This window comes from Streptomyces spinoverrucosus (assembly GCF_015712165.1).
Lineage (GTDB): Bacteria > Actinomycetota > Actinomycetes > Streptomycetales > Streptomycetaceae > Streptomyces > Streptomyces spinoverrucosus_A.
Map to the genome: position 1 here is coordinate 7452110 of NZ_JADPZX010000001.1, position 23921 is coordinate 7476030.

The window sequence follows — 23921 nt, forward strand, 5'->3', positions numbered from 1 at the left end:
ATGTCGAAGCTCGGCAACCTCGGCGCCCGACTGCACCGAGGCGAGGTCGGTTACGACTTCGTCGGCAACCGCAAGATCTGGTACGGCATCTCCATCCTGATCACCATCACGGCCATCGTCGGCCTGGCGGTGCGCGGCCTGAACATGGGCATCGAGTTCCAGGGCGGAGCCGTCTTCACCACGCCGAAGACGTCCGTCTCGGTCTCCCAGGCCGAGGAGTACGCGGAGGAGGCCTCCGGCCACGACGCGATCGTCCAGCAGCTCGGCAACGGCAGCCTCCGCATCCAGATCGCGGGCATCGACACGGGCCAGTCTGACCGGATCAACGAGGCGCTGGCCGAGGACCTGAAGGTCGACGCCGAGAAGATCAACGCCGAACTGGTCGGCCCCAGCTGGGGTGAGCAGATCGCCAACAAGGCCTGGCAGGGCCTCGGGATCTTCCTGGTCCTCGTCGTGATCTATCTGGCGATCGCCTTCGAATGGCGCATGGCGGTCGCCGCGTTCGTCGCCCTGATCCACGACATCACCATCACGGTCGGCATCTACGCCCTCGTGGGCTTCGAGGTCACACCGGGCACGGTGATCGGTCTGCTGACGATCCTCGGTTACTCCTTGTACGACACGGTCGTCGTCTTCGACAGCCTCAAGGAACAGACGAAGGACATCACCAAACAGACCCGCTGGACCTACAGCGACATCGCCAACCGGTCGATCAACAGCACCCTGGTGCGCTCGATCAACACCACGGTGGTCGCGCTGCTGCCCGTGGCGGGCCTGCTGTTCATCGGTGGCGGTGTCCTCGGCGCCGGCATGCTCAACGACATCTCGCTGTCGTTGTTCGTCGGCCTCGCGGCCGGTGCGTACTCCTCGATCTTCATCGCCACACCGCTCGTCGCCGACCTCAAGGAGCGCGAGCCGCAGCTGAAGGCACTGAAGAAGCGGGTCCTCGCCAAGCGGGCCCAGAGCGCCGACCAGGGCGAGACGGTGGCCGTCGACGGCCCCGACGAACCGCTCGCCGACGAGCCGGAGGACGCCGCTCCCGCGGGGGTCGGCCCGCGCAACCAGCCCGCGTCCCGCACTCGCGGCCGCGGCCGACCCTCGGGGAAGCGTCGATGACCGACATCAAGGAGCTGCTCCTCAGCCGCATCCGTGACGTGGCCGACTACCCGGAGCCGGGCGTGATGTTCAAGGACATCACCCCGCTCCTGGCGGACCCGGCGGCGTTCACCGCGCTGACGGACGCGCTGGCCGAGATCGTGGAGCGCACCGGCGCCACGAAGGTCGTCGGCCTGGAGGCCCGCGGCTTCATCCTCGGCGCCCCGGTCGCCGTGCGGGCCGGCGTCGGCTTCATCCCCGTCCGCAAGGCGGGCAAGCTCCCCGGAGCGACGCTGCGCCAGGCGTACGACCTGGAGTACGGCTCGGCGGAGATCGAGGTGCACGCCGAGGACCTGACCGGCGGCGACCGCGTCCTGGTCGTCGACGACGTCCTCGCCACCGGCGGCACGGCGGAGGCCTCCCTGGAGCTCATCCGCCGGGCCGGAGCGGAGGTCGCGGGCGTGGCCGTCCTGATGGAACTGGCCTTCCTCAACGGCCGCGCCCGTCTGGAGCCGGCCCTGGCCGGAGCCCCGCTGGAGGCCCTGCTCACCGTCTGACGGACAGCACCCTGCCTGTGGAGGCGCCCCTCACTGTCCGAGGGGCGCCTTCGCTGCTTTTCAGGGCGTCGGCGGGGCGTCGCCAGGGCGCCCGCAAGCCGCGCGAAAGGCGCAGGCAAGGTGTGCGCAAAGTGTGTGACACCGTAGAAGTGGGGGCGGAGGAATCCGGTGCCCGTCTCAGGCGTTGCTCGGGTACACGGCCCTCACATCGGCCTGAAGGCGATCCTGGAGCTCAGGATCGCTACCATGGGGTCTCCGGAGCCTGACCGGGGGACCCGGATCGCGCACGAGGAGCCCTCTTGCCAGACGAGGCCCAGCACCTGACCGCCGCCAAGCCCGAGCGCGCCTCGGACTCCGCGGCCCAGCCCGCGCAGCACGCGAAGAAGGACACGCGCGGGTCGGTCGAGCACGCCCAGTCCGCGCCCGTCGCGAAGGCCGCCGAGCAGTCGCGCCCCAAGCCCGCCCCTCCCGAGCGCCCCGCGTCCACGGCCCCGATCCGTCCCGCCGCCACGCCCCAGACGCCGCGGTCCGGCTCCTCCAACCGGGTCCGCGCCCGTCTGGCCCGTCTCGGCGTCCAGCGCGCCAACCCGTACAACCCGGTCCTGGAGCCCCTGCTCCGGATAGTCCGCAGCAACGACCCCAAGATCGAGACGTCGACGCTGCGCCAGATCGAGAAGGCCTACCAGGTCGCCGAGCGCTGGCACCGCGGGCAGAAGCGCAAGAGCGGTGACCCGTACATCACGCACCCCCTCGCGGTGACCACGATCCTCGCCGAGCTGGGCATGGATCCGGCCACCCTCATGGCGGGCCTGCTGCACGACACGGTCGAGGACACCGAGTACGGGCTGGAGGACCTGCGCCGCGACTTCGGCGACGTGGTGGCCCTGCTCGTCGACGGTGTCACCAAACTGGACAAGGTCAAGTTCGGCGAGGCCGCGCAGGCCGAGACCGTGCGCAAGATGGTCGTCGCCATGGCCAAGGACCCGCGCGTCCTGGTCATCAAGCTCGCCGACCGCCTGCACAACATGCGCACCATGCGCTACCTCAAGCGCGAGAAGCAGGAGAAGAAGGCGCGCGAGACCCTGGAGATCTACGCGCCGCTCGCCCACCGCCTCGGCATGAACACCATCAAGTGGGAACTGGAGGACCTCGCCTTCGCGATCCTCTACCCCAAGATGTACGACGAGATCGTACGGCTGGTGGCCGAGCGGGCACCGAAGCGTGACGAGTACCTGGCCATAGTGACCGACGAGGTGCAGCAGGACCTGCGCGCCGCCCGCATCAAGGCGACGGTCACCGGCCGCCCGAAGCACTACTACAGCGTCTACCAGAAGATGATCGTCCGCGGCCGTGACTTCGCGGAGATCTACGACCTGGTGGGGATTCGTGTACTTGTCGACACGGTCCGCGACTGTTACGCCGCCCTCGGCACCGTGCACGCGCGATGGAATCCGGTCCCCGGCCGGTTCAAGGACTACATCGCGATGCCCAAGTTCAACATGTACCAGTCGCTGCACACGACGGTGATCGGCCCCAACGGCAAGCCGGTCGAACTCCAGATCCGTACGTTCGACATGCACCGCCGCGCCGAGTACGGCATCGCCGCGCACTGGAAGTACAAGCAGGAGGCCGTGGCCGGTGCCTCCAAGGTGCGCACGGACGTACCCAAGGCGTCCGGCAAGGACAAGGACGCCATCAACGACATGGCGTGGCTGCGGCAGCTTTTGGACTGGCAGAAGGAGACCGAGGACCCCAGCGAGTTCCTGGAGTCGCTGCGCTTCGACCTGTCCCGCAACGAGGTCTTCGTCTTCACCCCGAAGGGCGACGTCATAGCGCTCCCGGCGGGGGCGACGCCCGTGGACTTCGCGTACGCCGTGCACACCGAGGTCGGTCACCGCACCATAGGGGCGCGGGTCAACGGTCGTCTCGTACCGCTCGAATCCACCCTGGACAACGGCGACCTGGTGGAGGTCTTCACCTCCAAGGCCGCCGGCGCCGGCCCGTCCCGCGACTGGCTCGGCTTCGTGAAGTCGCCGCGCGCCCGCAACAAGATCCGGGCGTGGTTCTCCAAGGAGCGCCGCGACGAGGCGATCGAGCAGGGCAAGGACGCGATCGTCCGCGCGATGCGCAAGCAGAACCTGCCGATCCAGCGCATCCTCACCGGCGACTCCCTCGTCACCCTCGCGCACGAGATGCGCTACCCGGACATCTCCGCGCTGTACGCGGCGATCGGCGAGGGCCATGTCTCCGCGCAGAACGTCGTCCAGAAGCTCGTCCAGGCCTTCGGCGGCGAGGAGGCGGCCACCGAGGAGATCGACGAGAGCGTCCCGCCGGCGCGCGGACGCGGCCGCAAACGCCGGACCAGCGCCGACCCCGGCGTGGTCGTCAAGGGCGTCGACGACGTCTGGGTGAAGCTGGCCCGCTGCTGTACGCCGGTCCCGGGCGACCCGATCATCGGTTTCGTCACGCGCGGTAGTGGCGTATCGGTTCACCGCAGCGACTGTGTGAACGTGGAGTCACTGTCCCGTGAGCCCGAGCGCATCCTCGACGTCGAGTGGGCGCCCACTCAGTCCTCGGTCTTCCTGGTCGCCATCCAGGTCGAGGCCCTGGACCGCTCCCGGCTGCTGTCGGACGTCACGCGTGTGCTGTCCGACCAGCACGTCAACATCCTCTCCGCGGCCGTCCAGACCTCCCGCGACCGGGTCGCCACCTCCCGCTTCACCTTCGAGATGGGCGACCCGAAGCACCTCGGCCACGTCCTGAAGGCGGTCCGGGGCGTCGAGGGCGTCTACGACGTGTACCGGGTGACGTCGGCGCGCAGCCGGTCGTAACGGCCGTACGGATACGAAAAAGGGGCTCCCTCACGGGAGCCCCTTCGTGTGTGGCCGACGGGGGTCAGCCGCCGAACTCCTGGAGGCCCTTCAGCGCCTGGTCAAGCAGCGCCTGGCGGCCTTCCAGCTCACGCTCCAGCTTGTCGGCCTTGGCGGTGTTGCCCTGGGTGCGCGCCTGCTCGATCTGCTTCTGGAGCTTGTCCACGGCGGCCTGGAGCTGACCGGTCAGACCCTCGGCACGCGCGCGTGCCTCCGGGTTCGTCCGACGCCACTCGGCCTCCTCGGCCTCCTGGATGGCCCGCTCCACGGCGTGCATCCGGCCCTCGACCTTCGGCCGGGCGTCGCGCGGCACATGGCCGATGGCCTCCCAGCGCTCGTTGACCGAGCGGAAGGCGGCACGCGCCGCCTTCAGGTCGGTGACCGGGAGGATCTTCTCGGCCTCCTCGGCCAGCTCCTCCTTGAGCTTGAGGTTCTCCGCCTGCTCCGCGTCCCGCTCGGCGAAGACCGAGCTGCGGGCGGCGAAGAAGACGTCCTGGGCGCCGCGGAAGCGGTTCCACAGGTCGTCCTCGTGCTCGCGCTGGGCGCGGCCGGCCGCCTTCCACTCGGACATCAGCTCGCGGTAGCGCGCGGCCGTCGGGCCCCAGTCCGTCGAGCTCGACAGCTCCTCGGCCTCGGCGACCAGCCGCTCCTTGGTCTTGCGGGCCTCCTCGCGCTGCGCGTCCAGCTGCGCGAAGTGCGCCTTGCGGCGCTTGGAGAACGCCGAACGGGCGTGCGAGAAGCGGTGCCACAGCTCGTCGTCCGACTTGCGGTCCAGCCGCGGCAGCCCCTTCCAGGTGTCCACCAGGGCCCGCAGCCGCTCACCGGCCGCCCGCCACTGGTCGGACTGCGCCAGCTCCTCCGCCTCCGCGACCAGCGCCTCCTTGGCGTGCCGGGCCTCGTCGGTCTGCCGCGCCCGCTGCGCCTTGCGCTCCTCGCGGCGCGCCTCGACGGTCTGGACGAGCTTGTCCAGCCGGCCGCGCAGCGCGTCCAGATCCCCGACCGCGTGGTGCGCGTCGACCTGCTCGCGCAGATGGTCGATGGCCGCCGTCGCGTCCTTCGCCGACAGGTCGGTGGTCTGCACTCGCTTCTCGAGGAGGCCGATCTCGACAACCAGGCCCTCGTACTTGCGCTCGAAGTAGGCCAACGCTTCCTCGGGGGAGCCGGCCTGCCAGGAACCGACGACCTGCTCGCCGTCGGCCGTACGCACGTACACGGTCCCCGTCTCGTCGACGCGGCCCCACGGGTCGCTGCTCACAGCGCCTCCTCCACATGATGCCTGCGGGGGGCCTCAGCTCCCCCGGGCATCGTCCACAGTTTCGTCACGGCCAACATAGGCGACCGGCGGGTGGCCTGTCCGCATCCCGCGCGACCGAAATTTCGCAGTTGGGGGTCAGGATTTCGAGACGGTCGCCTTGTTGATGACGACCGTCGCGTTGGGCGCCCCGTCACCGGCTCCCGTGCTCTCACCCGCGTCGGCGATCTTCTTCAGCACCGTCATACCGGACTCGGACACGGTACCGAACGGTGTGTAGCTGGGCGGCAGCTGACTGTCCTGGTAGACGAGGAAGAACTGGCTGCCGCCGGAGTTCGGCTGTCCGGTGTTCGCCATCGCGACGGTGCCCGCGGGGTAGATGTTGTCCTTGAGGCTCTTGTCCTTCAGGTTCTCGTCCGGAATCGTGTAGCCGGGACCGCCGCTGCCGCTGCCCGTCGGGTCGCCGCACTGGAGCACGTAGATGCCGTTGGTGGTCAGCCGGTGGCACTTGGTGTGGTCGAAGTAGCCCTTGCCGGCCAGGAAGTCGAACGAGTTCACCGTGTGCGGGGCCGCCGACGTCTTCAGCGCGATGTCTATGTCACCGCAGGTCGTCGCCAGCTTCATCGTGTAGTCGGCCGACTTGTCGATGGTCATCGCCGGCTCCTTCTTCCAGGTCTGCGACTCGACCTTGCCGGCGGCCGGCTTGTCGCACGGGTCCGGGGCCTTGGACGGGGAGGCGCTCTCCGTGACTTCCGCGCCGGCGTTGGTCTTGTCGTCGTCCTTGAGCACGCCGGTCGTGTACAGCGCGAGGCTGCCGATCAGGACCACGCCGAGCGCCGAAGCGATCACGGCGTTGCGCGTGCGCGCCTTGCGCCGGGCGTCGGTGCGCCGCTGCTGCTGCCGCAAGAACTTCTCCCGGGCGAGCTGACGCCGCCGCTGTTCCTGGCTGACCACCGGATTTACTCCTCATGCGTCTCGAACATCCACCGGTACGCGTGCGCCCCGTGACCGACCGCCTGCGTGTGCCCCGTACCGTATATGGGTTCGCTGAGGAATCGGCAGCGCCGGTAGGCTCTTGGCGTCAGGCGCAGCCGTCGCCGAGGCCGCCCGTATCGACACAACGAAGGACGATCGTGCTCATTGCCGGGTTCCCCGCCGGGGCCTGGGGGACGAACTGTTATCTCGTCGCCCCCGCCGCCGGTGAGGAGTGCGTGATCATCGACCCGGGCCACCAGGCGGCCCCAGGAGTCGAGGAAACGCTGAAGAAGCATCGGCTCAAGCCCGTCGCCGTCGTCCTCACCCACGGCCACATCGACCACGTGGCCTCGGTCGTCCCGGTCTGCGGAGCGCACGACGTGCCGGCCTGGATCCACCCCGAGGACCGGTACATGCTGAGCGACCCGGAGAAGGCCCTCGGGCGGTCCATCGGGATGCCGCTCATGGGCGAGCTCACCGTGGGGGAGCCCGACGACGTCAAGGAGCTGGCCGACGGGGTCGGGCTGGAACTGGCGGGGCTGGAGTTCTCCGTCGCGCACGCGCCGGGCCATACCAAGGGGTCGGTGACCTTCCGGATGCCCGAGGCCGCGGACATCCCGTCCGTGTTCTTCTCCGGGGATCTGCTCTTCGCCGGCTCCATCGGACGCACCGACCTGCCCGGCGGTGACATGGCCGAGATGCTCGACTCGCTGGCCCGCGTGTGCCTGCCGCTCGACGACTCGACCGTGGTGCTGTCCGGCCACGGCCCCCAGACCACCATCGGCCAGGAGCGCGCCACCAACCCCTATCTGCGGCAGGTGGCCGCCGGCCTGGGAGCCCAGGAGGCTCCCCGACGAGGAATGTGACGAGAACTTCCGTGAGCACCTTCAAGGCCCCCAAGGGCACGTACGACCTGATCCCGCCGGACAGCGCCAAGTACCTGGCCGTCCGCGAGGCGATCGCGGCCCCGCTGCGCAACTCCGGCTACGGCTACATCGAGACGCCCGGCTTCGAGAACGTCGAACTGTTCGCGCGCGGCGTCGGCGAGTCCACCGACATCGTCACCAAGGAGATGTACGCCTTCGAGACCAAGGGCGGCGACCGGCTCGCCCTGCGCCCCGAGGGCACGGCGTCCGTGCTGCGCGCGGCGCTGGAGGCCAACCTGCACAAGGCGGGCAACCTGCCGGTCAAGCTCTGGTACTCGGGCTCGTACTACCGCTACGAGCGCCCCCAGAAGGGCCGTTACCGTCACTTCTCCCAGGTCGGCGCCGAGGCGATCGGCGCGGAGGACCCCGCCCTCGACGCCGAGTTGATCATCCTGGCCGACCAGGCGTACCGCTCGCTGGGCCTGAGCAACTTCCGCATCCTGCTCAACAGCCTGGGCGACAAGGAGTGCCGTCCCGTCTACCGGGCCGCGCTCCAGGACTTCCTGCGGGGCCTGGACCTCGACGAGGACACCCTGCGCCGGTCCGAGATCAACCCGCTGCGCGTCCTCGACGACAAGCGCGAGTCGGTCCAGAAGCAGCTGACCGGTGCCCCCCTGCTCCGCGACTACCTCTGCGACGCCTGCAAGGCGTACCACGAGGAGGTCCGCGAGCTGATCACCGCGGCGGGCGTCGCCTTCGAGGACGACCCGAAGCTGGTGCGCGGCCTGGACTACTACACGCGGACCACCTTCGAGTTCGTCCACGACGGCCTCGGCTCGCAGTCCGCGGTGGGCGGCGGCGGCCGCTACGACGGCCTGTCCGAGATGATCGGCGGCCCCGCGCTGCCGTCCGTCGGCTGGGCCCTCGGCGTCGACCGCACGGTGCTCGCCCTGGAGGCGGAGGGCGTCGAGCTCGAACTCCCGGCGGCCACCAGCGTGTTCGCGGTGCCGCTCGGCGAGGAGGCCCGCCGTGTGCTGTTCGCCAAGATCACGGAGCTGCGCAAGCTCGGGGTCGCCGCGGACTTCTCCTACGGCGTCAAGGGCCTCAAGGGCGCCATGAAGAACGCCAACCGCAGCGGCGCCCGCTACACGATCGTGGCCGGCGAACGGGACCTCGCCGAGGGCGTGGTCCAGCTCAAGGACATGGAGTCCGGCGAGCAGACGGCCGTCGGCGTCAACGAGATCGTGGCCGAACTCGAAGCCCGGCTGGGCTGATCACGTCCGTGAGGGCGCCGGAGGTCCCACGGGGCATCCGGCGCCCTCACGCATGTCCGGAACCGATCGGCGGGCCGTACGTCCTTATGCGCAGCGAACGGTGGACTTACGCGCGCGTGCGGCACAATGTCCCCTGCCGGAAGCAGGTCTCCCCTCAAGTGACGGAATCGGCGTGATGAGCAAGACGACAGTCATGGACGTCTCCACCGAGCCCGAGCCCGAGCCCGAGCCGCAGAGCGCGGTCGCCGAGCCCCGCACGGTCGGCGGCAGCCGGGCCTTCGCCCTGCTGCTGGTGATCACGGGCGCGGCAGGACTGCTCGCCGCCTGGGTCATCACGCTCGACAAGTTCAAGATCCTCGAAGCCAAGGCCCGGGGCGAGACGTTCACGCCGAGCTGCAGCCTCAACCCGATCGTCTCCTGCGGCAGCGTCATGGAGAGCGCCCAGGCCTCCGCCTTCGGGTTCCCCAACCCGATGCTCGGCCTGGTCACCTACGGCATCGTGATCTGCGTCGGCATGAGCCTGCTCGCCCGGGCCCGCTTCCCCCGCTGGTACTGGCTCACCTTCAACGCCGGCACGCTCTTCGGCGTCGTCTTCTGCGCCTGGCTGATGTTCCAGTCGCTGTACCGGATCAACGCGCTGTGCCTGTGGTGCTCGCTGGCCTGGGTCGCCACCATCGTCATGTTCTGGTACGTGACCTCGTTCAACATCCGCAACGGCTTCCTGCCCGCGCCGGCCGGGCTCAAGCGGTTCTTCGCCGAGTTCACCTGGGTGCTGCCGGTCACGCACATCGGCATCATCGTCATGCTGATCCTGACCCGCTGGGGCAGCCAGCTCTGGGCCTGAGCCAGGGCCCGGCGGCGTTGTCAGTGCCGTGATTTAGGGTTTCTTGCGTGGAGCCCGACCTGTTCACCGCCGCCGCAGAAGAACGCCAGGAGAAGGACCCGACCGCGAGTCCCCTGGCGGTGCGGATGCGCCCACGCACCCTCGACGAGGTGGTGGGCCAGCAGCACCTGCTGAAGCCCGGCTCACCCCTGCGCCGACTGGTCGGCGAGGGCGCCGGGGGACCGGCGGGCCCGTCCTCGGTGATCCTCTGGGGCCCGCCCGGCACCGGCAAGACGACCCTGGCGTACGTCGTCTCCAAGGCGACCAACAAGCGGTTCGTGGAGCTGTCCGCGATCACCGCCGGCGTCAAGGAGGTCCGCGCGGTCATCGACGGCGCCCGCCGCGCCACCGGCGGCTTCGGCAAGGAGACCGTCCTCTTCCTCGACGAGATCCACCGCTTCAGCAAGGCCCAGCAGGACTCCCTCCTGCCCGCCGTCGAGAACCGCTGGGTCACGCTGATCGCGGCGACCACCGAGAACCCGTACTTCTCGGTGATCTCGCCGTTGCTCTCCCGCTCCCTGCTGCTGACCCTCGAGCCCCTCACCGACGACGACGTGCGCGGCCTGATCCAGCGCGCCCTCACCGACGAACGCGGCCTGAACAGCGCCGTCGCCCTCCCCGAGAACACCGAGGCCCACCTCCTGCGGATCGCCGGCGGCGACGCCCGCCGCGCCCTGACCGCCCTGGAGGCCGCCGCGGGCGCCGCCCTGGACAAGGGCGAGACCGAGATCGGCCTCACCACACTCGAAGAGACCGTCGACCGCGCCGCCGTGAAGTACGACCGCGACGGCGACCAGCACTACGACGTGGCCAGCGCTCTCATCAAGTCGATCCGCGGCTCCGACGTCGACGCCGCCCTGCACTATCTGGCCCGGATGATCGAGGCCGGCGAGGACCCTCGCTTCATCGCCCGCCGCCTGATGATCTCCGCCAGCGAGGACATCGGCCTCGCCGACCCGAACGCCCTGCCCATCGCGGTCGCCGCCGCCCAGGCCGTCGCCATGATCGGCTTCCCCGAGGCCGCCCTCACCCTCAGCCACGCCACCATCGCCCTCGCCCTGGCACCGAAGTCCAACGCCGCGACGACCGCGATCGGCGCGGCCCTGGACGACGTACGCAAGGGGCTGGCCGGGCCGGTGCCGGCGCACCTGCGCGACTCCCACTACAAAGGCGCGGGCAAGCTCGGTCACGGACAGGGGTACGTCTACCCGCACGACCTGCCCGAGGGCATCGCCGAGCAGCGGTACGCGCCGGACGCCCTCAAGGACCGCGAGTACTACACCCCGACCCGGCACGGCGCCGAGGCGCGGTACGCGGACGCCGTCGAGTGGACCAGGAAACACCTCGGTCGTAGGCGGTCCTGAACACCCTGTAGACTTCGCAGAAGTGCTGAGTCCCGTGCAGTCAGAGCGGGACAGCCAGTCGGAGATCCACTCCTTCGTGGGGTGGCTCCAGGAGCGTCGCGCACCGTCGAAAGGTGTCGCGGGCAGCCCACCACCACTCGGAATCCCGGGAACGGTCGGTGGGCCACTCGCGTGCTGCACGTATGTGCCCAGACCAGGGGAGCGGCTGCCCACCCCGTCCGCAGGGACGAGGCGGGATTCCCCGGCTGCGGATGCGACCTCCCTCAACACGCTGACAAGCCGAAACCAGGAAATGAGAGACAAGTGGCGAACCAGTCCCGCCCCAAGGTCAAGAAGTCGCGTGCCCTCGGCATCGCGCTGACCCCGAAGGCCGTCAAGTACTTCGAGGCCCGTCCGTACCCGCCGGGTGAGCACGGCCGTGGCCGCAAGCAGAACTCGGACTACAAGGTCCGTCTGCTGGAGAAGCAGCGTCTGCGCGCGCAGTACGACGTGTCCGAGCGCCAGCTCGTCCGCGCCTACGAGCGTGCCTCCAAGGTCCAGGGCAAGACCGGTGAGGCCCTGATCATCGAGCTGGAGCGTCGTCTCGACGCCCTGGTCCTGCGTTCGGGCATCGCCCGCACGATCTACCAGGCCCGCCAGATGGTCGTCCACGGCCACATCGAGGTCAACGGCCAGAAGGTCGACAAGCCGTCCTTCCGCGTCCGCCCGGACGACGTCGTGATGGTCCGCGAGCGCAGCCGTGAGAAGACGCTGTTCTCGATCGCCCGCGAGGGCGGTTTCGCCCCCGACGGCGAGACCCCGCGCTACCTCCAGGTGAACCTCAAGGCCCTGGCGTTCCGCCTGGACCGCGAGCCGAACCGCAAGGAGATCCCGGTGATCTGCGACGAGCAGCTCGTCGTCGAGTACTACGCCCGCTGACCCGGACGTAGCCTCACCAGCGCATCAGCCCGTCGTCTCCCCGCCCTTCCGGGTGGGCGAGGCGGCGGGCTTCCGCATGTGCGCGACGCCCCGCCCCCGCCGCACCGGCCCGCGCGGCTCCGGCAGCGCCGCCACCGACCCCGACCGGCCGAGCGCCAGCCCCACCGCCTCCTCCCGGCCGAGCCGCGCGCCCTGCCGTACGCACTCCTCGTACCGTTCGTCGCCCAGCAGCTGCCGGGCCGTCGCCTCGCACAGCTCGTGCGGGGTGTTGTAGTACGCCGAGCCGAACAGCGGCAGGCCCACCGAGGGCCACATCCGCCTCGCCGCCCCCTGCAGCACCGCCGCCTCGGCCGGATCGCCGTCCGCCGTGGTCACCAGGGCCAGCAGCTCGATCGCCAGCACCGAGCCGAGCAGATCGTGGAAGGCGTGCGCGCCGGACAGGCAGTCGGTGAGCAGAGCGCGGGCGCGGGCCGGGTCGCCCTCGGTCCAGGCGGCGTACGCCAGGACGAACAGCGCGTAGCCGCGGGCCCAGCGCTCGCCGTGGTCCTCGCACACCCGGCGCACGTCCTCGCACAGCTTCACCGCGTCCGCCAGATCGCCCTGGAACGCCCGCGTCATCGCCAGCTCGACCTGGCCCATCAGGACGTTGCTGTTCAGCTCGCCGATCTCCCGGTAGCGGTCCAGCGCCGAGCGCAGCAGCGTTTCTGCACGCGGCATGTCGTCCGTGACCAGCGCCAGACAGCCGGTGCGGTGCTCCGCGTACGCCAGCGCCGTGGCGCTGTGGGACCGCTCGGCCTCCTCCCGGCACTCCTGGAGCGCGGCCAGCGCCGGGACCGCGTCGCCCTGGAGGACGGCGACGTAACCGAGCACCCACAGGGCCTTCAGCCGGGACTGCTCGTTGCCGGAGTCGAGGTGCAGGCCCCGCTCCAGCCAGTGCCGCCCCTCCGACAGCCGCCCGCAGCCGACCCAGTAGAACCACAGCGAGCCCGCGAGGTACTGACCCAGATGCGCCTCGTCCGGCTCGGTCAGGCAGTAGTCCAGGGCGCTGCGCAGATTCGGCAGCTCAGCCTCGATACGCGCCGCCACCTCGCCCTGGCGCGGCGAGAACCAGTCCAGCTCGCACCAGGTCGCCAGGCCCACGTACCAGTCACGGTGCCGCCTGCGCAGCCGGGCCGCGTCCCCGGCCGCCGCCAGCCAGTCGGCGCCGTACGCCCGGACCGTGTCGAGCATGCGGTAGCGCAGGCCGGCCGGGGTCTCCTCGCGGGCCACCACGGACTGCGCGATCAGCTCGGTCAGGACGTCGAGGATGTCGTCGGCGGGCAGTCCGCGGCCGCTGCACACATACTCGGCGGCCTCCAGGTCGAACGCGCCGGCGAACACCGACAGCCGCGCCCACAGCAGCCGTTCCTCGGGAGTGCACAGCTCGTGGCTCCAGCCGATGGCCGTGCGCAGCGTCTGATGCCGGTGCGGCGCCTCGCGCCCGCCGCCGGTCAGCAACTGGAACCGGTCGTCGAGCCGCTCCAGCAACTGCTCGGGGGACAGTGCCCGTAGCCGCCCCGCCGCCAGTTCGATCGCCAGCGGAATCCCGTCCAGACGCCGGCACAGCTCCCGTACCGTCCGGTCGTCACCGCACACCACCCCCTGCTGAGCGGCGCGGTCGGCGAACAGCTCGGCCGCCTCGTCCTCGCCCAGCGGAGCCAGCGGGAACAGTCGCTCACCCGCCACCCCAGCGGCCTGCGCCCCACCGCGAGCACCCGCAGCCCCGGCAACCGCCGCAGCAGGTCGGTCACCAGCGCGGCACCCGCGTCCACCAGATGCTCGAACCCGTCGAGGAGCAGCAGCAGTTGGCGGTCGGCGAGATGGGCGAGGAGCGTCTCACGCGGCAGCCGCGTGGTGTGGTCGGTCAGCCCCAGGGCCTCCACGACGGCGTAGTCGACGAAATCCGGATCGCGCACCGGCGCCAGATCCACCGACCACACCCCGCCCGGCGGCACGGACCGGGCGGCCGCCCGCGCCGCGAGCCGCGACTTGCCGACCCCGCCGGTCCCCGTCACGGTCACCAGCCGACAGGCGCCCAGCGCCCGGTTCAGCCCGGCCAGTTCGGCCGCCCGCCCCACGAACGCGTCCAGCTCCAGAGGAAGGTTGCCGTGCGTGGGCCCGCCGTCGCGCTGAGGTGGTCGCATGGGACACGGAGCGTACTGAACCGTGTTCAGTCCGTACAATCGCTTCCCGTATCTCCGCCCCGGCCGCGCCGTAATCCGGTACGGAGCGCAAGCCCCGGCGCGATAGGCTCGGTGCACGACTTTTTCGATGTTCAGGCACGTTTAGGGAGCGGGTGCGCAGTGTCCGGTGGAGAGGTGGCCGGGATCCTGGTGGCCGTCTTCTGGGCGATCCTGGTCTCCTTCCTCGCCGTGGCCCTGGCGAGGCTGGCCCAGACGCTCAGGGCGACCACCAAGCTCGTGGCGGACGTGACCGACCAGGCCGTCCCGCTGCTGGCGGACGCCTCCGCGGCGGTGCGCTCCGCGCAGACCCAGATCGACCGGGTCGACGCCATCGCCTCGGACGTCCAGGAGGTCACGTCGAACGCGTCGGCGCTGTCCACGACCGTCGCCTCCACCTTCGGCGGCCCGCTGGTCAAGGTCGCCGCCTTCGGGTACGGCGTGCGCCGCGCCCTCGGCGGCCGAAAGGACGACGTGCCCGCGAAGTCGTCGAGGCGTACCGTGATCGTGGGCCGGACCGTCCCGGCCGCGCGGCGGGCCAAGCGGAAGAAGGACTGAGACCAGCGATGTTCCGCCGTACGTTCTGGTTCACCACGGGCGTCGCCGCCGGCGTGTGGGCCACCACCAAGGTCAACCGCAAGCTGAAGCAGCTGACCCCCGAGAGCCTCGCCGCCACGGCGGCGAACAAGGCGATCGAGGCGGGCCACCGGGTCAAGGACCGGGCGGTGGGCTTCGCCCTCGACGTCCGCGCCAACATGGCCCAGCGGGAGGCCGAACTCGAGGACGCGCTGGGCCTGCACGCGGACCCGGAACTGCCCCCCGCGCGGCGTTACGCCGCCATCGACAACCGCAACAAGCCCAAGACGTACGTCATCGACAACACGACGTACTCGTACAACCGGAATGAGGACCACTGATGGAGTCGGCTGAGATTCGCCGTCGCTGGCTGAGCTTCTTCGAGGAGCGCGGGCACACCGTCGTCCCTTCGGCGTCGCTCATCGCGGACGACCCGACTCTGCTCCTCGTCCCGGCCGGCATGGTCCCTTCAAGCCCTACTTCCTGGGCGAGGTGAAGCCGCCGTTCGCCCGCGCCACCAGCGTGCAGAAGTGCGTGCGCACGCCGGACATCGAGGAGGTCGGCAAGACCACCCGGCACGGCACGTTCTTCCAGATGTGCGGCAACTTCTCCTTCGGCGACTACTTCAAGGAAGGCGCCATCAAGCTCGCCTGGGAGCTGCTCACCAGCCCCCAGGACAAGGGCGGTTACGGCCTGGAGCCGGAGAAGCTCTGGATCACCGTCTACAAGGACGACGACGAGGCCGAGCGCATCTGGCACGAGGTCGTCGGCGTGCCCAAGGAGCGCATCCAGCGCCTCGGCATGAAGGACAACTACTGGTCCATGGGCGTCCCCGGCCCGTGCGGCCCCTGCTCCGAGATCAACTACGACCGCGGCCCCGAGTTCGGCGTCGAGGGCGGCCCCGCCGTCAACGACGAGCGGTACGTGGAGATCTGGAACCTCGTCTTCATGCAGTACGAGCGCGGCGAGGGCACCGGCAAGGACAACTTCGAGATCCTCGGCGACCTGCCCAGCAAGAACATCGACACCGGCCTCGGCCTCGAGCGGCTCGCCATGATTCTGCAGGGCGTGCAGAACATGTACGAGATCGACACCTCGATGGCCGTCATCAACAAGGCCACCGAGCTGACCGGCGTCCGCTACGGCGACGCCCACGCCTCGGACGTCTCCCTTCGCGTGGTCACCGACCACATGCGCACGTCCGTGATGCTCATCGGCGACGGTGTCACCCCGGGCAACGAGGGCCGCGGCTACGTGCTGCGCCGCATCATGCGCCGCGCCATCCGCAACATGCGCCTGCTCGGCGCCACCGGCCCGGTCGTCAAGGACCTCATCGACGTCGTGATCGGCATGATGGGCCAGCAGTACCCCGAGCTCATCACCGACCGCGAGCGCATCGAGAAGGTTGCCCTCGCCGAGGAGAACGCCTTCCTCAAGACGCTGAAGGCCGGCACCAACATTCTGGACACGGCCGTCAGCGACACCAAGGCCGCGGGCTCCACCGTGCTGCCCGGCGACAAGGCCTTCCTGCTCCACGACACCTGGGGCTTCCCGATCGACCTCACCCTGGAGATGGCCGCCGAGCAGGGCCTGTCCGTGGACGAGGACGGCTTCCGGCGCCTGATGAAGGAGCAGCGGGAGCGCGCCAAGGCCGACGCCCAGGCCAAGAAGACCGGCCACGCCGACATGGGCGCCTACCGCGAGATCGCCGACCGGGCCGGGGCCACCGACTTCATCGGGTACACCGACACCGAGGGCGAGACCACGGTCGTCGGCATCCTCGTCGACGGTGTCTCGTCGCCCGCCGCCACCGAGGGCGACGAGGTCGAGATCGTCCTGGACCGCACCCCGTTCTACGCCGAGGGCGGCGGCCAGATCGGCGACACCGGCCGCATCAAGGTCGACACCGGCGCCGTCATCGAGATCCGCGACTGCCAGAAGCCGGTCCCGGGCGTGTACGTGCACAAGGGCGTCGTCCAGGTCGGCGAGGTGACGGTCGGCGCCAAGGCCCATGCCTCGATCGACGCCCGCCGCCGCACGGCCATCGCCCGCGCCCACTCGGCCACCCACCTCACCCACCAGGCCCTGCGCGACGCCCTCGGCCCGACGGCCGCCCAGGCCGGTTCCGAGAACCAGCCCGGCCGCTTCCGCTTCGACTTCGGCTCGCCGTCCGCCGTCCCGACGGCCGTGATGACCGACGTCGAGCAGAAGATCAACGAGGTGCTGGCCCGCGACCTCGACGTGCACGCCGAGGTCATGGGCATCGACGAGGCCAGGAAGCAGGGCGCCATCGCCGAGTTCGGCGAGAAGTACGGCGACCGGGTGCGCGTGGTCACCATCGGCGACTTCTCCAAGGAGCTGTGCGGCGGCACCCACGTGCACAACACCGCCCAGCTGGGCCTGGTGAAGCTGCTCGGCGAGTCCTCCATCGGCTCCGGTGTGCGCCGTATCGAGGCCCTGGTCGGCGTGGACGCCTACAACTTCCTCGCCCGCGAGCACACGGTCGTCAACCAGCTGACCGAACTGCTCAAGGGCCGTTCGCACGAGCTGCCGGAGAAGGTCGCCGGCATGCTCGCCAAGCTGAAGGACGCCGAGAAGGAGATCGAGAAGTTCCGCGCCGAGAAGGTGCTGCAGGCCGCCGCCGGTCTCGCCGAGTCCGCCAAGGACGTACGCGGTGTGGCGCTCGTCACCGGCCAGGTCCCGGACGGCACGACCGCCGACGACCTGCGCAAGCTGGTGCTCGACGTGCGCGGCCGCATCCAGGGCGGCCGGGCCGCCGTCGTGGCCCTGTTCACCACGGTGGGCGGCAAGCCGCTCACGGTCATCGCCACCAACGAGGCCGCCCGCGAGCGCGGTCTGAAGGCCGGTGACCTGGTCCGTACGGCCGCCAAGACGCTCGGCGGCGGCGGTGGCGGCAAGCCGGACGTCGCCCAGGGCGGCGGCCAGAACCCGGCCGCCATCGGTGAGGCCGTGGACGCCGTCGAGCGCCTGGTCGCGGAGACGGCCAAGTAATGCGCACAGGACGTCGGCTGGCCATCGACGTCGGGGACGCCCGCATCGGGGTCGCGTCCTGCGACCCCGACGGCATCCTCGCCACGCCGGTGGAGACCGTGCCCGGCCGGGACGTCCCCGCCGCCCAGCGCAGGCTGAAGCAACTGGTCGAGGAGTACGAACCGATCGAGGTCGTCGTCGGTCTCCCTCGCTCCCTCAAGGGGGGCGAGGGCCCGGCCGCGGTCAAGGTCCGCGGCTTCGCCCAGGAGCTGGCCAGAGGCATCGCCCCGGTCCCGGTCCGGCTCGTGGACGAACGGATGACGACCGTGACCGCCGGACAAGGCCTTCGCGCCTCGGGGATGAAATCCAAGAAGGGCCGCTCGGTCATCGATCAGGCCGCCGCTGTCATCATCCTGCAGCAGGCACTGGAATCCGAACGGGTGTCAGGTAAAGCCCCGGGCGAGGGCGTCGAAGTGGTCATCTGATCGCGATACGGTAACGTTCCGCGCGATGCGGCGGCATTCGAACAGCCGCCGCACAGCAAGAGGTGGGACGGGAGCAGAGCCGGAAGCCACGCGACCGCCGCCTCGCGGCTCTAGGGGATCGATGACTGAGTATGGCCGGGGCCAAGGCTCCGAACCGTGGCATCCGGAGGACCCGTTGTACGGGGACGGCGGATGGGGAGGACAGCAGGCCCAGACGGGTCAGCAGTCCCCCTACGGCGGCCAGCCGCAGCACTATCCAGAGCAGCCGCAGCAGCCGCACTACGGCGACTGGGGCACCGGCGAGCAGCCCGGATACGGTCAGGCGCAGCAGCAGTACCAGCAGCAGTACGACCAGCAGCAGTACGCCGGTCAGGCGCAGCAGCCGTACGACGCCCAGCAGCAGTACGACGCCCAGCAGCAGTACGACACCGGCACCTGGGCCACCGGTGCACAGCCGCAGCTGCCGTACACCGGCGACCCGACGGACCCGTACCCGCAGCAGGCGGCGGCCTTCGGCGGGGATCAGCCCGACCTCTACGGCACGCCCGACGCCTATCCGCCGCCCGAGCCGCCCAGCCGCCGGCGCGCCGAGCCGGAGCCGAAGACCGACTGGGATCCCGGACCCGACCAGGGCGAGCAGGCCTTCTTCTCGGGCGGGGACGATGACGACGACGAGCCGGGGGACCGGCGCGGGCGCGGCGAGCGGCGCGGCCGCGGCGGCAAGAGCAAGAAGAGCCGCAACGGCTGCGCCTGCCTGGTGGTGGCCCTGGTCTTCGGCGGCGGTCTGGCCGGGGTCGGCTACTTCGGCTACCAGTTCTACCAGGATCGTTTCGGCGTGGCCCCGGACTTCGCGGGCGAGGGCACGAGCGAGCAGGTGACCGTCGAGGTCCCCAAGGGCGCCAGCGGGGCCGAGATCGGCCGACGGCTGAAGGCGGCCGGCGTCGTCAAGAGCGTCGACGCGTTCGTGGCCGCGCAGTCGCAGAACCCCGACGGGGACTCGATCCAGGCCGGCGCCTATCTGCTGAAGAAGCAGATGTCCGCGGCGAGCGCGGTCGAGATGATGCTCGACCCGAAGAGCCAGAACAACGTGATGGTCACCCCTGGCCAGCGCAACGTGCGGGTCTACAACGCCATCGACGAGAAGCTGGGCCTGGAAGCCGGCACCACCGAGGACGTCGCCGAGAAGAAGTACAAGAGCCTCGGCCTGCCCAGCTGGGCGAACAACAACGGCGACATCAAGGACCCGCTGGAAGGGTTCCTCTTCCCGGGCACCTATCCCGCGGCCAAGGGCATGAAGCCCGAGGCGGTCCTCAAGGAAATGGTCACGCAGGCCAACCGGCAGTACGGCCAGTACGACCTCGCCGCCAAGGCCGAGGCGCTGGACCTGAAGAACCCGCTGCAGGTCATCACGGTCGCCAGCCTCGTCCAGGCCGAGGGCAAGACGGAGGACGACTTCCGCAAGATGGCCGAGGTGGTCTACAACCGTCTCGCGCCCGACAACACGGAGACCTACCAGCTGCTCCAGTTCGACTCGACCTTCAACTACCTGAAGGGCGAGAGCAACATCAACATCAGCGAAGACGAGATCAACAGCAACCAGGACCCCTACAACACGTACACCCAGAAGGGTCTGCCGCCCGGACCGATCGGCAACCCCGGTGCGGAGGCGCTGAAGGCGGCGCTGAACCCGACTGACGAGGGCTGGCTGTACTTCGTGGCGACCGACGGCCGCAACAAGACCGAGTTCGCCCGGACGCACGACGAATTCCTCGATCTGAAGGCCAAGTTCAATGAAAGCTCGGGCAACTGAAGCCCGCCGGGCCGCCGTGCTCGGTTCGCCCATCGCCCACTCCCTGTCCCCGGTGCTGCACCGGGCGGCGTACCAGGAACTGGGGCTGACGGGCTGGACGTACGACCGCTTCGAGGTCGACGAGGCGGGGCTGCCGGGCTTCTTCGCGAAGCTCGGCCCGGAGTGGGCCGGGCTGTCGCTGACCATGCCCCTGAAGCGGGCCGTGATCCCGCTGCTGGACGAGATCAGCGACACCGCCGCCTCGGTCGAGGCGGTCAACACGGTCGTCTGCGCCGACGACGGCCGCCGCGTCGGCGACAACACCGACATCCCCGGCATGGTCGCGGCCCTGCGCGAGCACGGCATCGAGCAGGCCGACTCGGCCGCGATCCTCGGCGCCGGCGCCACCGCGTCCTCGGCGCTCGCCGCGCTGGCCCGGATCTGCACCGGCGAGATCGTCGTGTACGTCCGCAGCGCGGCCCGGGCCGCCGAGATGCGTCAGTGGGGCGAGCGGCTGGACGTCGACGTACGGATCGCGGACTGGACGGACGCGGCCGAGGCGCTGCGCCACCCGCTGGTCGTCGCCACCACCCCGGCGGGGACGACCGACGCGCTCGCCTCCGCCGTACCGGAGCGGCCCGCGACGCTCTTCGACGTGCTGTACGACCCGTGGCCCACCACGCTCGCGGCGCGCTGGTCGGCGTACGGCGGGGCCGTCGTCAGCGGGCTCGACCTGCTGGTGCATCAGGCCGTGCTCCAGGTGGAACAGATGACGGGCCGCGCGCCCGCGCCGCTGGACGCGATGCGCAAGGCCGGGGAGCACGCCCTCGCCGGTCATTAGGCCCCTGTCCGGCCCACGGCGGCGTCCGCCTGCTGGACCGGCGGGCTGACCAGCGGTCGGAACGTGGGAGGATCGGACATGGCGGGCCAGGGCCGCGCACCCCGGTCGCGCCGCCGCCGTACGCGAGGACGCGCGTCGGCAGGGCAGTACCGGGGCGCGAGCACTGAGGAGCACCGTTGAGCAGGTTGCGCTGGCTGACCGCGGGGGAGTCCCACGGTCCCGCACTCGTCGCGACGCTGGAGGGCCTTCCCGCCGGCGTGCCGATCACCACGGAGATGGTGGCGGACCACCTGGCGAGGCGGCGGCTCGGCTATGGACGCGGTGCGCGCATGAAGTTCGAGCAGGACCAGGTCACCTTCCTCGGCGGTGTCCGGCACGGGCTGACCCTCGGCTCGCCGGTCGCCATCATGGTCGGCAACACCGAGTGGCCGAAGTGGGAGAAGGTCATGGCGGCCGACCCCGTCGACCCGGCCGAGCTGGCCGAGCTGGCCCGCAACGCGCCGCTGACCCGGCCCCGGCCCGGTCACGCCGACCTCGCGGGCATGCAGAAGTACGGCTTCGACGAGGCCCGACCGATCCTGGAGCGGGCCTCCGCGCGGGAGACCGCGGCCCGCGTGGCACTGGGCGCGGTGGCGCGGTCGTACCTGAAGGAGACCGCCGGCATCGAGATCGTCAGCCATGTCGTGGAGCTGGCGGCGGCGAAGGCCCCCTACGGCGTCTACCCGACCCCGGCCGACGTGGAGAAGCTCGACGCCGACCCCGTGCGCTGCCTGGATGCCGACGCGTCGAAGGCGATGGTCGCGGAGATCGACCAGGCCCACAAGGACGGTGACACGCTCGGCGGCGTGGTCGAGGTGCTCGCGTACGGCGTGCCGGTCGGCCTCGGCTCGCACGTGCACTGGGACCGCCGGCTGGACGCCCGGCTGGCCGCCGCCCTGATGGGCATCCAGGCGATCAAGGGCGTCGAGGTCGGCGACGGCTTCGAGCTGGCGCGGGTGCCGGGCTCGAAGGCGCACGACGAGATCGTCACCACCGACGAGGGCATCCGGCGCGCCACCGGCCGCTCCGGCGGCACCGAGGGCGGACTGACCACCGGTGAGCTGCTGCGGGTGCGGGCGGCGATGAAGCCGATCGCGACCGTGCCGCGCGCGCTGCAGACGGTCGACGTGTCCACCGGTGAGGCCGCCCAGGCCCACCACCAGCGCTCCGACGTGTGTGCCGTGCCGGCCGCCGGCATCGTCGCCGAGGCGATGGTCGCGCTGGTCCTCGCGGACGCGGTCGCGGAGAAGTTCGGCGGCGACAGCGTGACCGAGACCGCCCGCAACGTGCGGTCCTACCTCGACAACCTGGCGATCCGATGAGCGGGCCCCTGGTCGTGCTGGTCGGCCCCATGGGGGTCGGCAAGTCCACCGTGGGCCGGCTGCTCGCCGAGCGGCTCGGCGTCGGCTTCCGGGACACCGACGAGGACATCGTGGCCGAACAGGGCCGCACCATCGCCGACATCTTCGTGGAGGACGGCGAGTCCGCCTTCCGTGCGATCGAGAAGCAGGCGGTGCACACGGCGCTGGCCGAGCACACCGGGGTGCTGGCGCTCGGCGGCGGCGCGATCCTCGACGCCGACACCCGTGGGCTGCTCGCCGGGCACCACGTCGTGTACCTGTCCATGGACGTCGACGAGGCGGCCCGGCGCACCGGCCTGAACACCGCCCGGCCGCTGCTCGCCATCAACCCGCGCAAGCAGTGGCGGGAGCTGATGGAGGCCCGACGGCACCTGTACGTCGAGGTGGCCCGCTCGGTCGTGGCCACCGACGACCGTACGCCCGAAGAGGTCACCCAAGAGGTCCTGAACGCTGTGGAGTTGAAGGAAGCATGAGCGAGTCAGTGACGCGGATCCAGGTCGGCGGCACCGCGGGCAGTGAGCCGTACGAGGTCCTGGTCGGCCGTCAACTGCTCGGGGAACTCGGCGCTCTGGTGGGCGACAAGGCCAGGCGGGTCGCCGTCATCCACCCCGAGGCGCTCGCCGAGACCGGCGAGGCGCTCCGTGCCGACCTGGCCGAGCAGGGCTACGAGGCGGTCGCCATCCAGGTGCCCAACGCGGAGGAGGCCAAGACGGCCGAGGTCGCCGCGTACTGCTGGAAGGCGCTCGGCCAGTCCGGCTTCACCCGCACCGACGTGGTGGTGGGCGTCGGTGGCGGCGCGACCACCGACCTCGCGGGCTTCGTGGCGGCGACCTGGCTGCGCGGGGTGCGCTGGATCGCGATTCCCACCACCGTCCTGGCCATGGTCGACGCGGCCGTCGGCGGCAAGACCGGCATCAACACGGCCGAGGGCAAGAACCTGGTGGGCGCCTTCCACCCGCCCGCGGGCGTCCTGTGCGACCTCGCCGCGCTGGACTCGCTCCCGGTCAACGACTACGTCTCGGGGCTCGCCGAGGTCATCAAGGCCGGCTTCATCGCCGACCCGGTGATCCTGGAGCTCATCGAGTCCGACCCGCAGGCCGCGCGCACCCCGGCGGGCCCGCACACGGCCGAGCTCATCGAGCGCTCCATCCGCGTCAAGGCCGAGGTGGTCTCCTCCGACCTCAAGGAGTCGGGTCTGCGGGAGATCCTCAACTACGGCCACACCCTCGGCCACGCCATCGAGAAGAACGAGCGCTACAAGTGGCGGCACGGCGCGGCGGTCGCCGTGGGGATGCACTTCGCCGCCGAACTCGGCCGCCTGGCCGGACGGTTGGACGACGTCACGGCCGACCGCCACCGCACGATCCTGGAGTCGGTCGGGCTGCCGCTGCACTACCGCTACGACCAGTGGCCCAAGCTGCTGCAGACGATGAAGGTCGACAAGAAGTCCCGCGGCGACATGCTGCGCTTCATCGTCCTGGACGGCCTGGCCAAGCCGACGGTCCTGGAGGGACCCGACCCGGCGATGCTGCTGGCGGCGTACGGCGAGGTCGGGCAGTAGGTCCC

The 23921-nt window shown here is 70.5% G+C and carries 18 protein-coding genes and 2 pseudogenes; 17 read left to right on the forward strand and 3 right to left on the reverse strand.

Annotation, left to right across the window (positions count from 1 at the left end; translation table 11 throughout):
- The 3 genes from secF to I2W78_RS33915 all read left to right on the forward strand — a co-directional run bounded on the left by secF (nt 1) and on the right by I2W78_RS33915 (nt 4483).
- Complete coding sequence (gene secF / locus I2W78_RS33905; RefSeq protein WP_196464063.1) at nt 1-1116, forward strand: protein translocase subunit SecF; 1116 nt, start codon at nt 1-3, stop codon at nt 1114-1116.
- On the forward strand, nt 1113-1652 hold the full coding sequence (locus tag I2W78_RS33910; protein WP_196464064.1) for an adenine phosphoribosyltransferase: 540 nt from the start codon (nt 1113-1115) through the stop codon (nt 1650-1652). Before secF ends, I2W78_RS33910 begins: the two co-directional genes overlap by 4 nt.
- 299 nt (nt 1653-1951) lie before the next feature.
- Nucleotides 1952-4483 (forward strand): RelA/SpoT family protein, encoded by a 2532-nt coding sequence (locus tag I2W78_RS33915; protein ID WP_196464065.1) that lies wholly within the window; start codon nt 1952-1954, stop codon nt 4481-4483.
- A 64-nt stretch (nt 4484-4547) separates the two neighbouring features.
- Here the strand turns inward: I2W78_RS33915 and I2W78_RS33920 are convergent, their stop codons facing one another.
- On the reverse strand, nt 4548-5777 hold the full coding sequence (locus tag I2W78_RS33920; RefSeq protein WP_196464066.1) for a DUF349 domain-containing protein: 1230 nt from the start codon (nt 5775-5777) through the stop codon (nt 4548-4550).
- Nucleotides 5778-5912: 135 nt separating this feature from the next.
- Complete coding sequence (locus tag I2W78_RS33925) at nt 5913-6728, reverse strand: peptidylprolyl isomerase (protein ID WP_196464067.1); 816 nt, start codon at nt 6726-6728, stop codon at nt 5913-5915.
- Nucleotides 6729-6907: 179 nt separating this feature from the next.
- Between I2W78_RS33925 and I2W78_RS33930 the strand changes: the two genes are divergently transcribed.
- The 5 genes from I2W78_RS33930 to rpsD all read left to right on the forward strand — a co-directional run bounded on the left by I2W78_RS33930 (nt 6908) and on the right by rpsD (nt 12054).
- Nucleotides 6908-7615: an MBL fold metallo-hydrolase gene (locus tag I2W78_RS33930; protein WP_196464068.1), complete on the forward strand. Its 708-nt coding sequence runs from the start codon at nt 6908-6910 to the stop codon at nt 7613-7615.
- A gap of 11 nt (nt 7616-7626) precedes the next feature.
- Nucleotides 7627-8889: a histidine--tRNA ligase gene (gene hisS / locus I2W78_RS33935; RefSeq protein WP_196464069.1), complete on the forward strand. Its 1263-nt coding sequence runs from the start codon at nt 7627-7629 to the stop codon at nt 8887-8889.
- Between the two features lie 175 nt (nt 8890-9064).
- On the forward strand, nt 9065-9733 hold the full coding sequence (locus I2W78_RS33940; protein ID WP_196464070.1) for a vitamin K epoxide reductase family protein: 669 nt from the start codon (nt 9065-9067) through the stop codon (nt 9731-9733).
- 47 nt (nt 9734-9780) lie between these two features.
- Nucleotides 9781-11136, forward strand: coding sequence for a replication-associated recombination protein A (locus I2W78_RS33945; protein WP_196464071.1), 1356 nt, complete (start codon nt 9781-9783; stop codon nt 11134-11136).
- 303 nt (nt 11137-11439) lie between these two features.
- Entirely contained in the window at nt 11440-12054 is a 615-nt protein-coding gene (rpsD, locus tag I2W78_RS33950) for a 30S ribosomal protein S4 (protein WP_129796831.1), read from the forward strand.
- 24 nt (nt 12055-12078) lie between these two features.
- Here the strand turns inward: rpsD and I2W78_RS33955 are convergent.
- Nucleotides 12079-14237, reverse strand: a pseudogene (locus tag I2W78_RS33955) (ATP-binding protein).
- Nucleotides 14238-14396: 159 nt separating this feature from the next.
- On the opposite strand from I2W78_RS33955, the gene I2W78_RS33960 reads away from it, so the two are divergent.
- From I2W78_RS33960 to aroB, 9 genes and pseudogenes are all read left to right on the forward strand, one after another.
- The gene (locus tag I2W78_RS33960) at nt 14397-14831 is read left to right on the forward strand and encodes a DUF948 domain-containing protein (RefSeq protein WP_196464072.1); all 435 of its coding nucleotides are present in this window, start codon (nt 14397-14399) and stop codon (nt 14829-14831) included.
- An 8-nt stretch (nt 14832-14839) separates the two neighbouring features.
- Nucleotides 14840-15190 carry a hypothetical protein gene (locus tag I2W78_RS33965; RefSeq protein WP_196464073.1) on the forward strand — a complete coding sequence of 117 codons (351 nt, stop codon included), beginning with the start codon at nt 14840-14842 and terminating at the stop codon, nt 15188-15190.
- Nucleotides 15190-17861, forward strand: a pseudogene (gene alaS, locus I2W78_RS33970) (alanine--tRNA ligase). Before I2W78_RS33965 ends, alaS begins: the two are co-directional and overlap by 1 nt.
- Nucleotides 17861-18325 carry a Holliday junction resolvase RuvX gene (gene ruvX / locus I2W78_RS33975; RefSeq protein ID WP_196464074.1) on the forward strand — a complete coding sequence of 155 codons (465 nt, stop codon included), beginning with the start codon at nt 17861-17863 and terminating at the stop codon, nt 18323-18325. Before alaS ends, ruvX begins: the two are co-directional and overlap by 1 nt.
- 121 nt (nt 18326-18446) lie before the next feature.
- A complete protein-coding gene (gene mltG, locus I2W78_RS33980) occupies nt 18447-20135 on the forward strand; it encodes an endolytic transglycosylase MltG (RefSeq protein ID WP_196464075.1) in 1689 nt (562 codons plus the stop codon).
- Nucleotides 20116-20955, forward strand: coding sequence for a shikimate dehydrogenase (locus tag I2W78_RS33985; protein ID WP_196464076.1), 840 nt, complete (start codon nt 20116-20118; stop codon nt 20953-20955). The genes mltG and I2W78_RS33985 overlap by 20 nt, the downstream gene beginning before the upstream one ends.
- Nucleotides 20956-21131: 176 nt before the next feature.
- Entirely contained in the window at nt 21132-22316 is a 1185-nt protein-coding gene (aroC, locus tag I2W78_RS33990) for a chorismate synthase (RefSeq protein ID WP_196464077.1), read from the forward strand.
- Complete coding sequence (locus I2W78_RS33995; protein ID WP_196464078.1) at nt 22313-22828, forward strand: shikimate kinase; 516 nt, start codon at nt 22313-22315, stop codon at nt 22826-22828. The genes aroC and I2W78_RS33995 overlap by 4 nt, the downstream gene beginning before the upstream one ends.
- Nucleotides 22825-23916 carry a 3-dehydroquinate synthase gene (aroB, locus tag I2W78_RS34000; protein WP_196464079.1) on the forward strand — a complete coding sequence of 364 codons (1092 nt, stop codon included), beginning with the start codon at nt 22825-22827 and terminating at the stop codon, nt 23914-23916. The genes I2W78_RS33995 and aroB overlap by 4 nt, the downstream gene beginning before the upstream one ends.
- Nucleotides 23917-23921 lie beyond the last annotated feature (5 nt).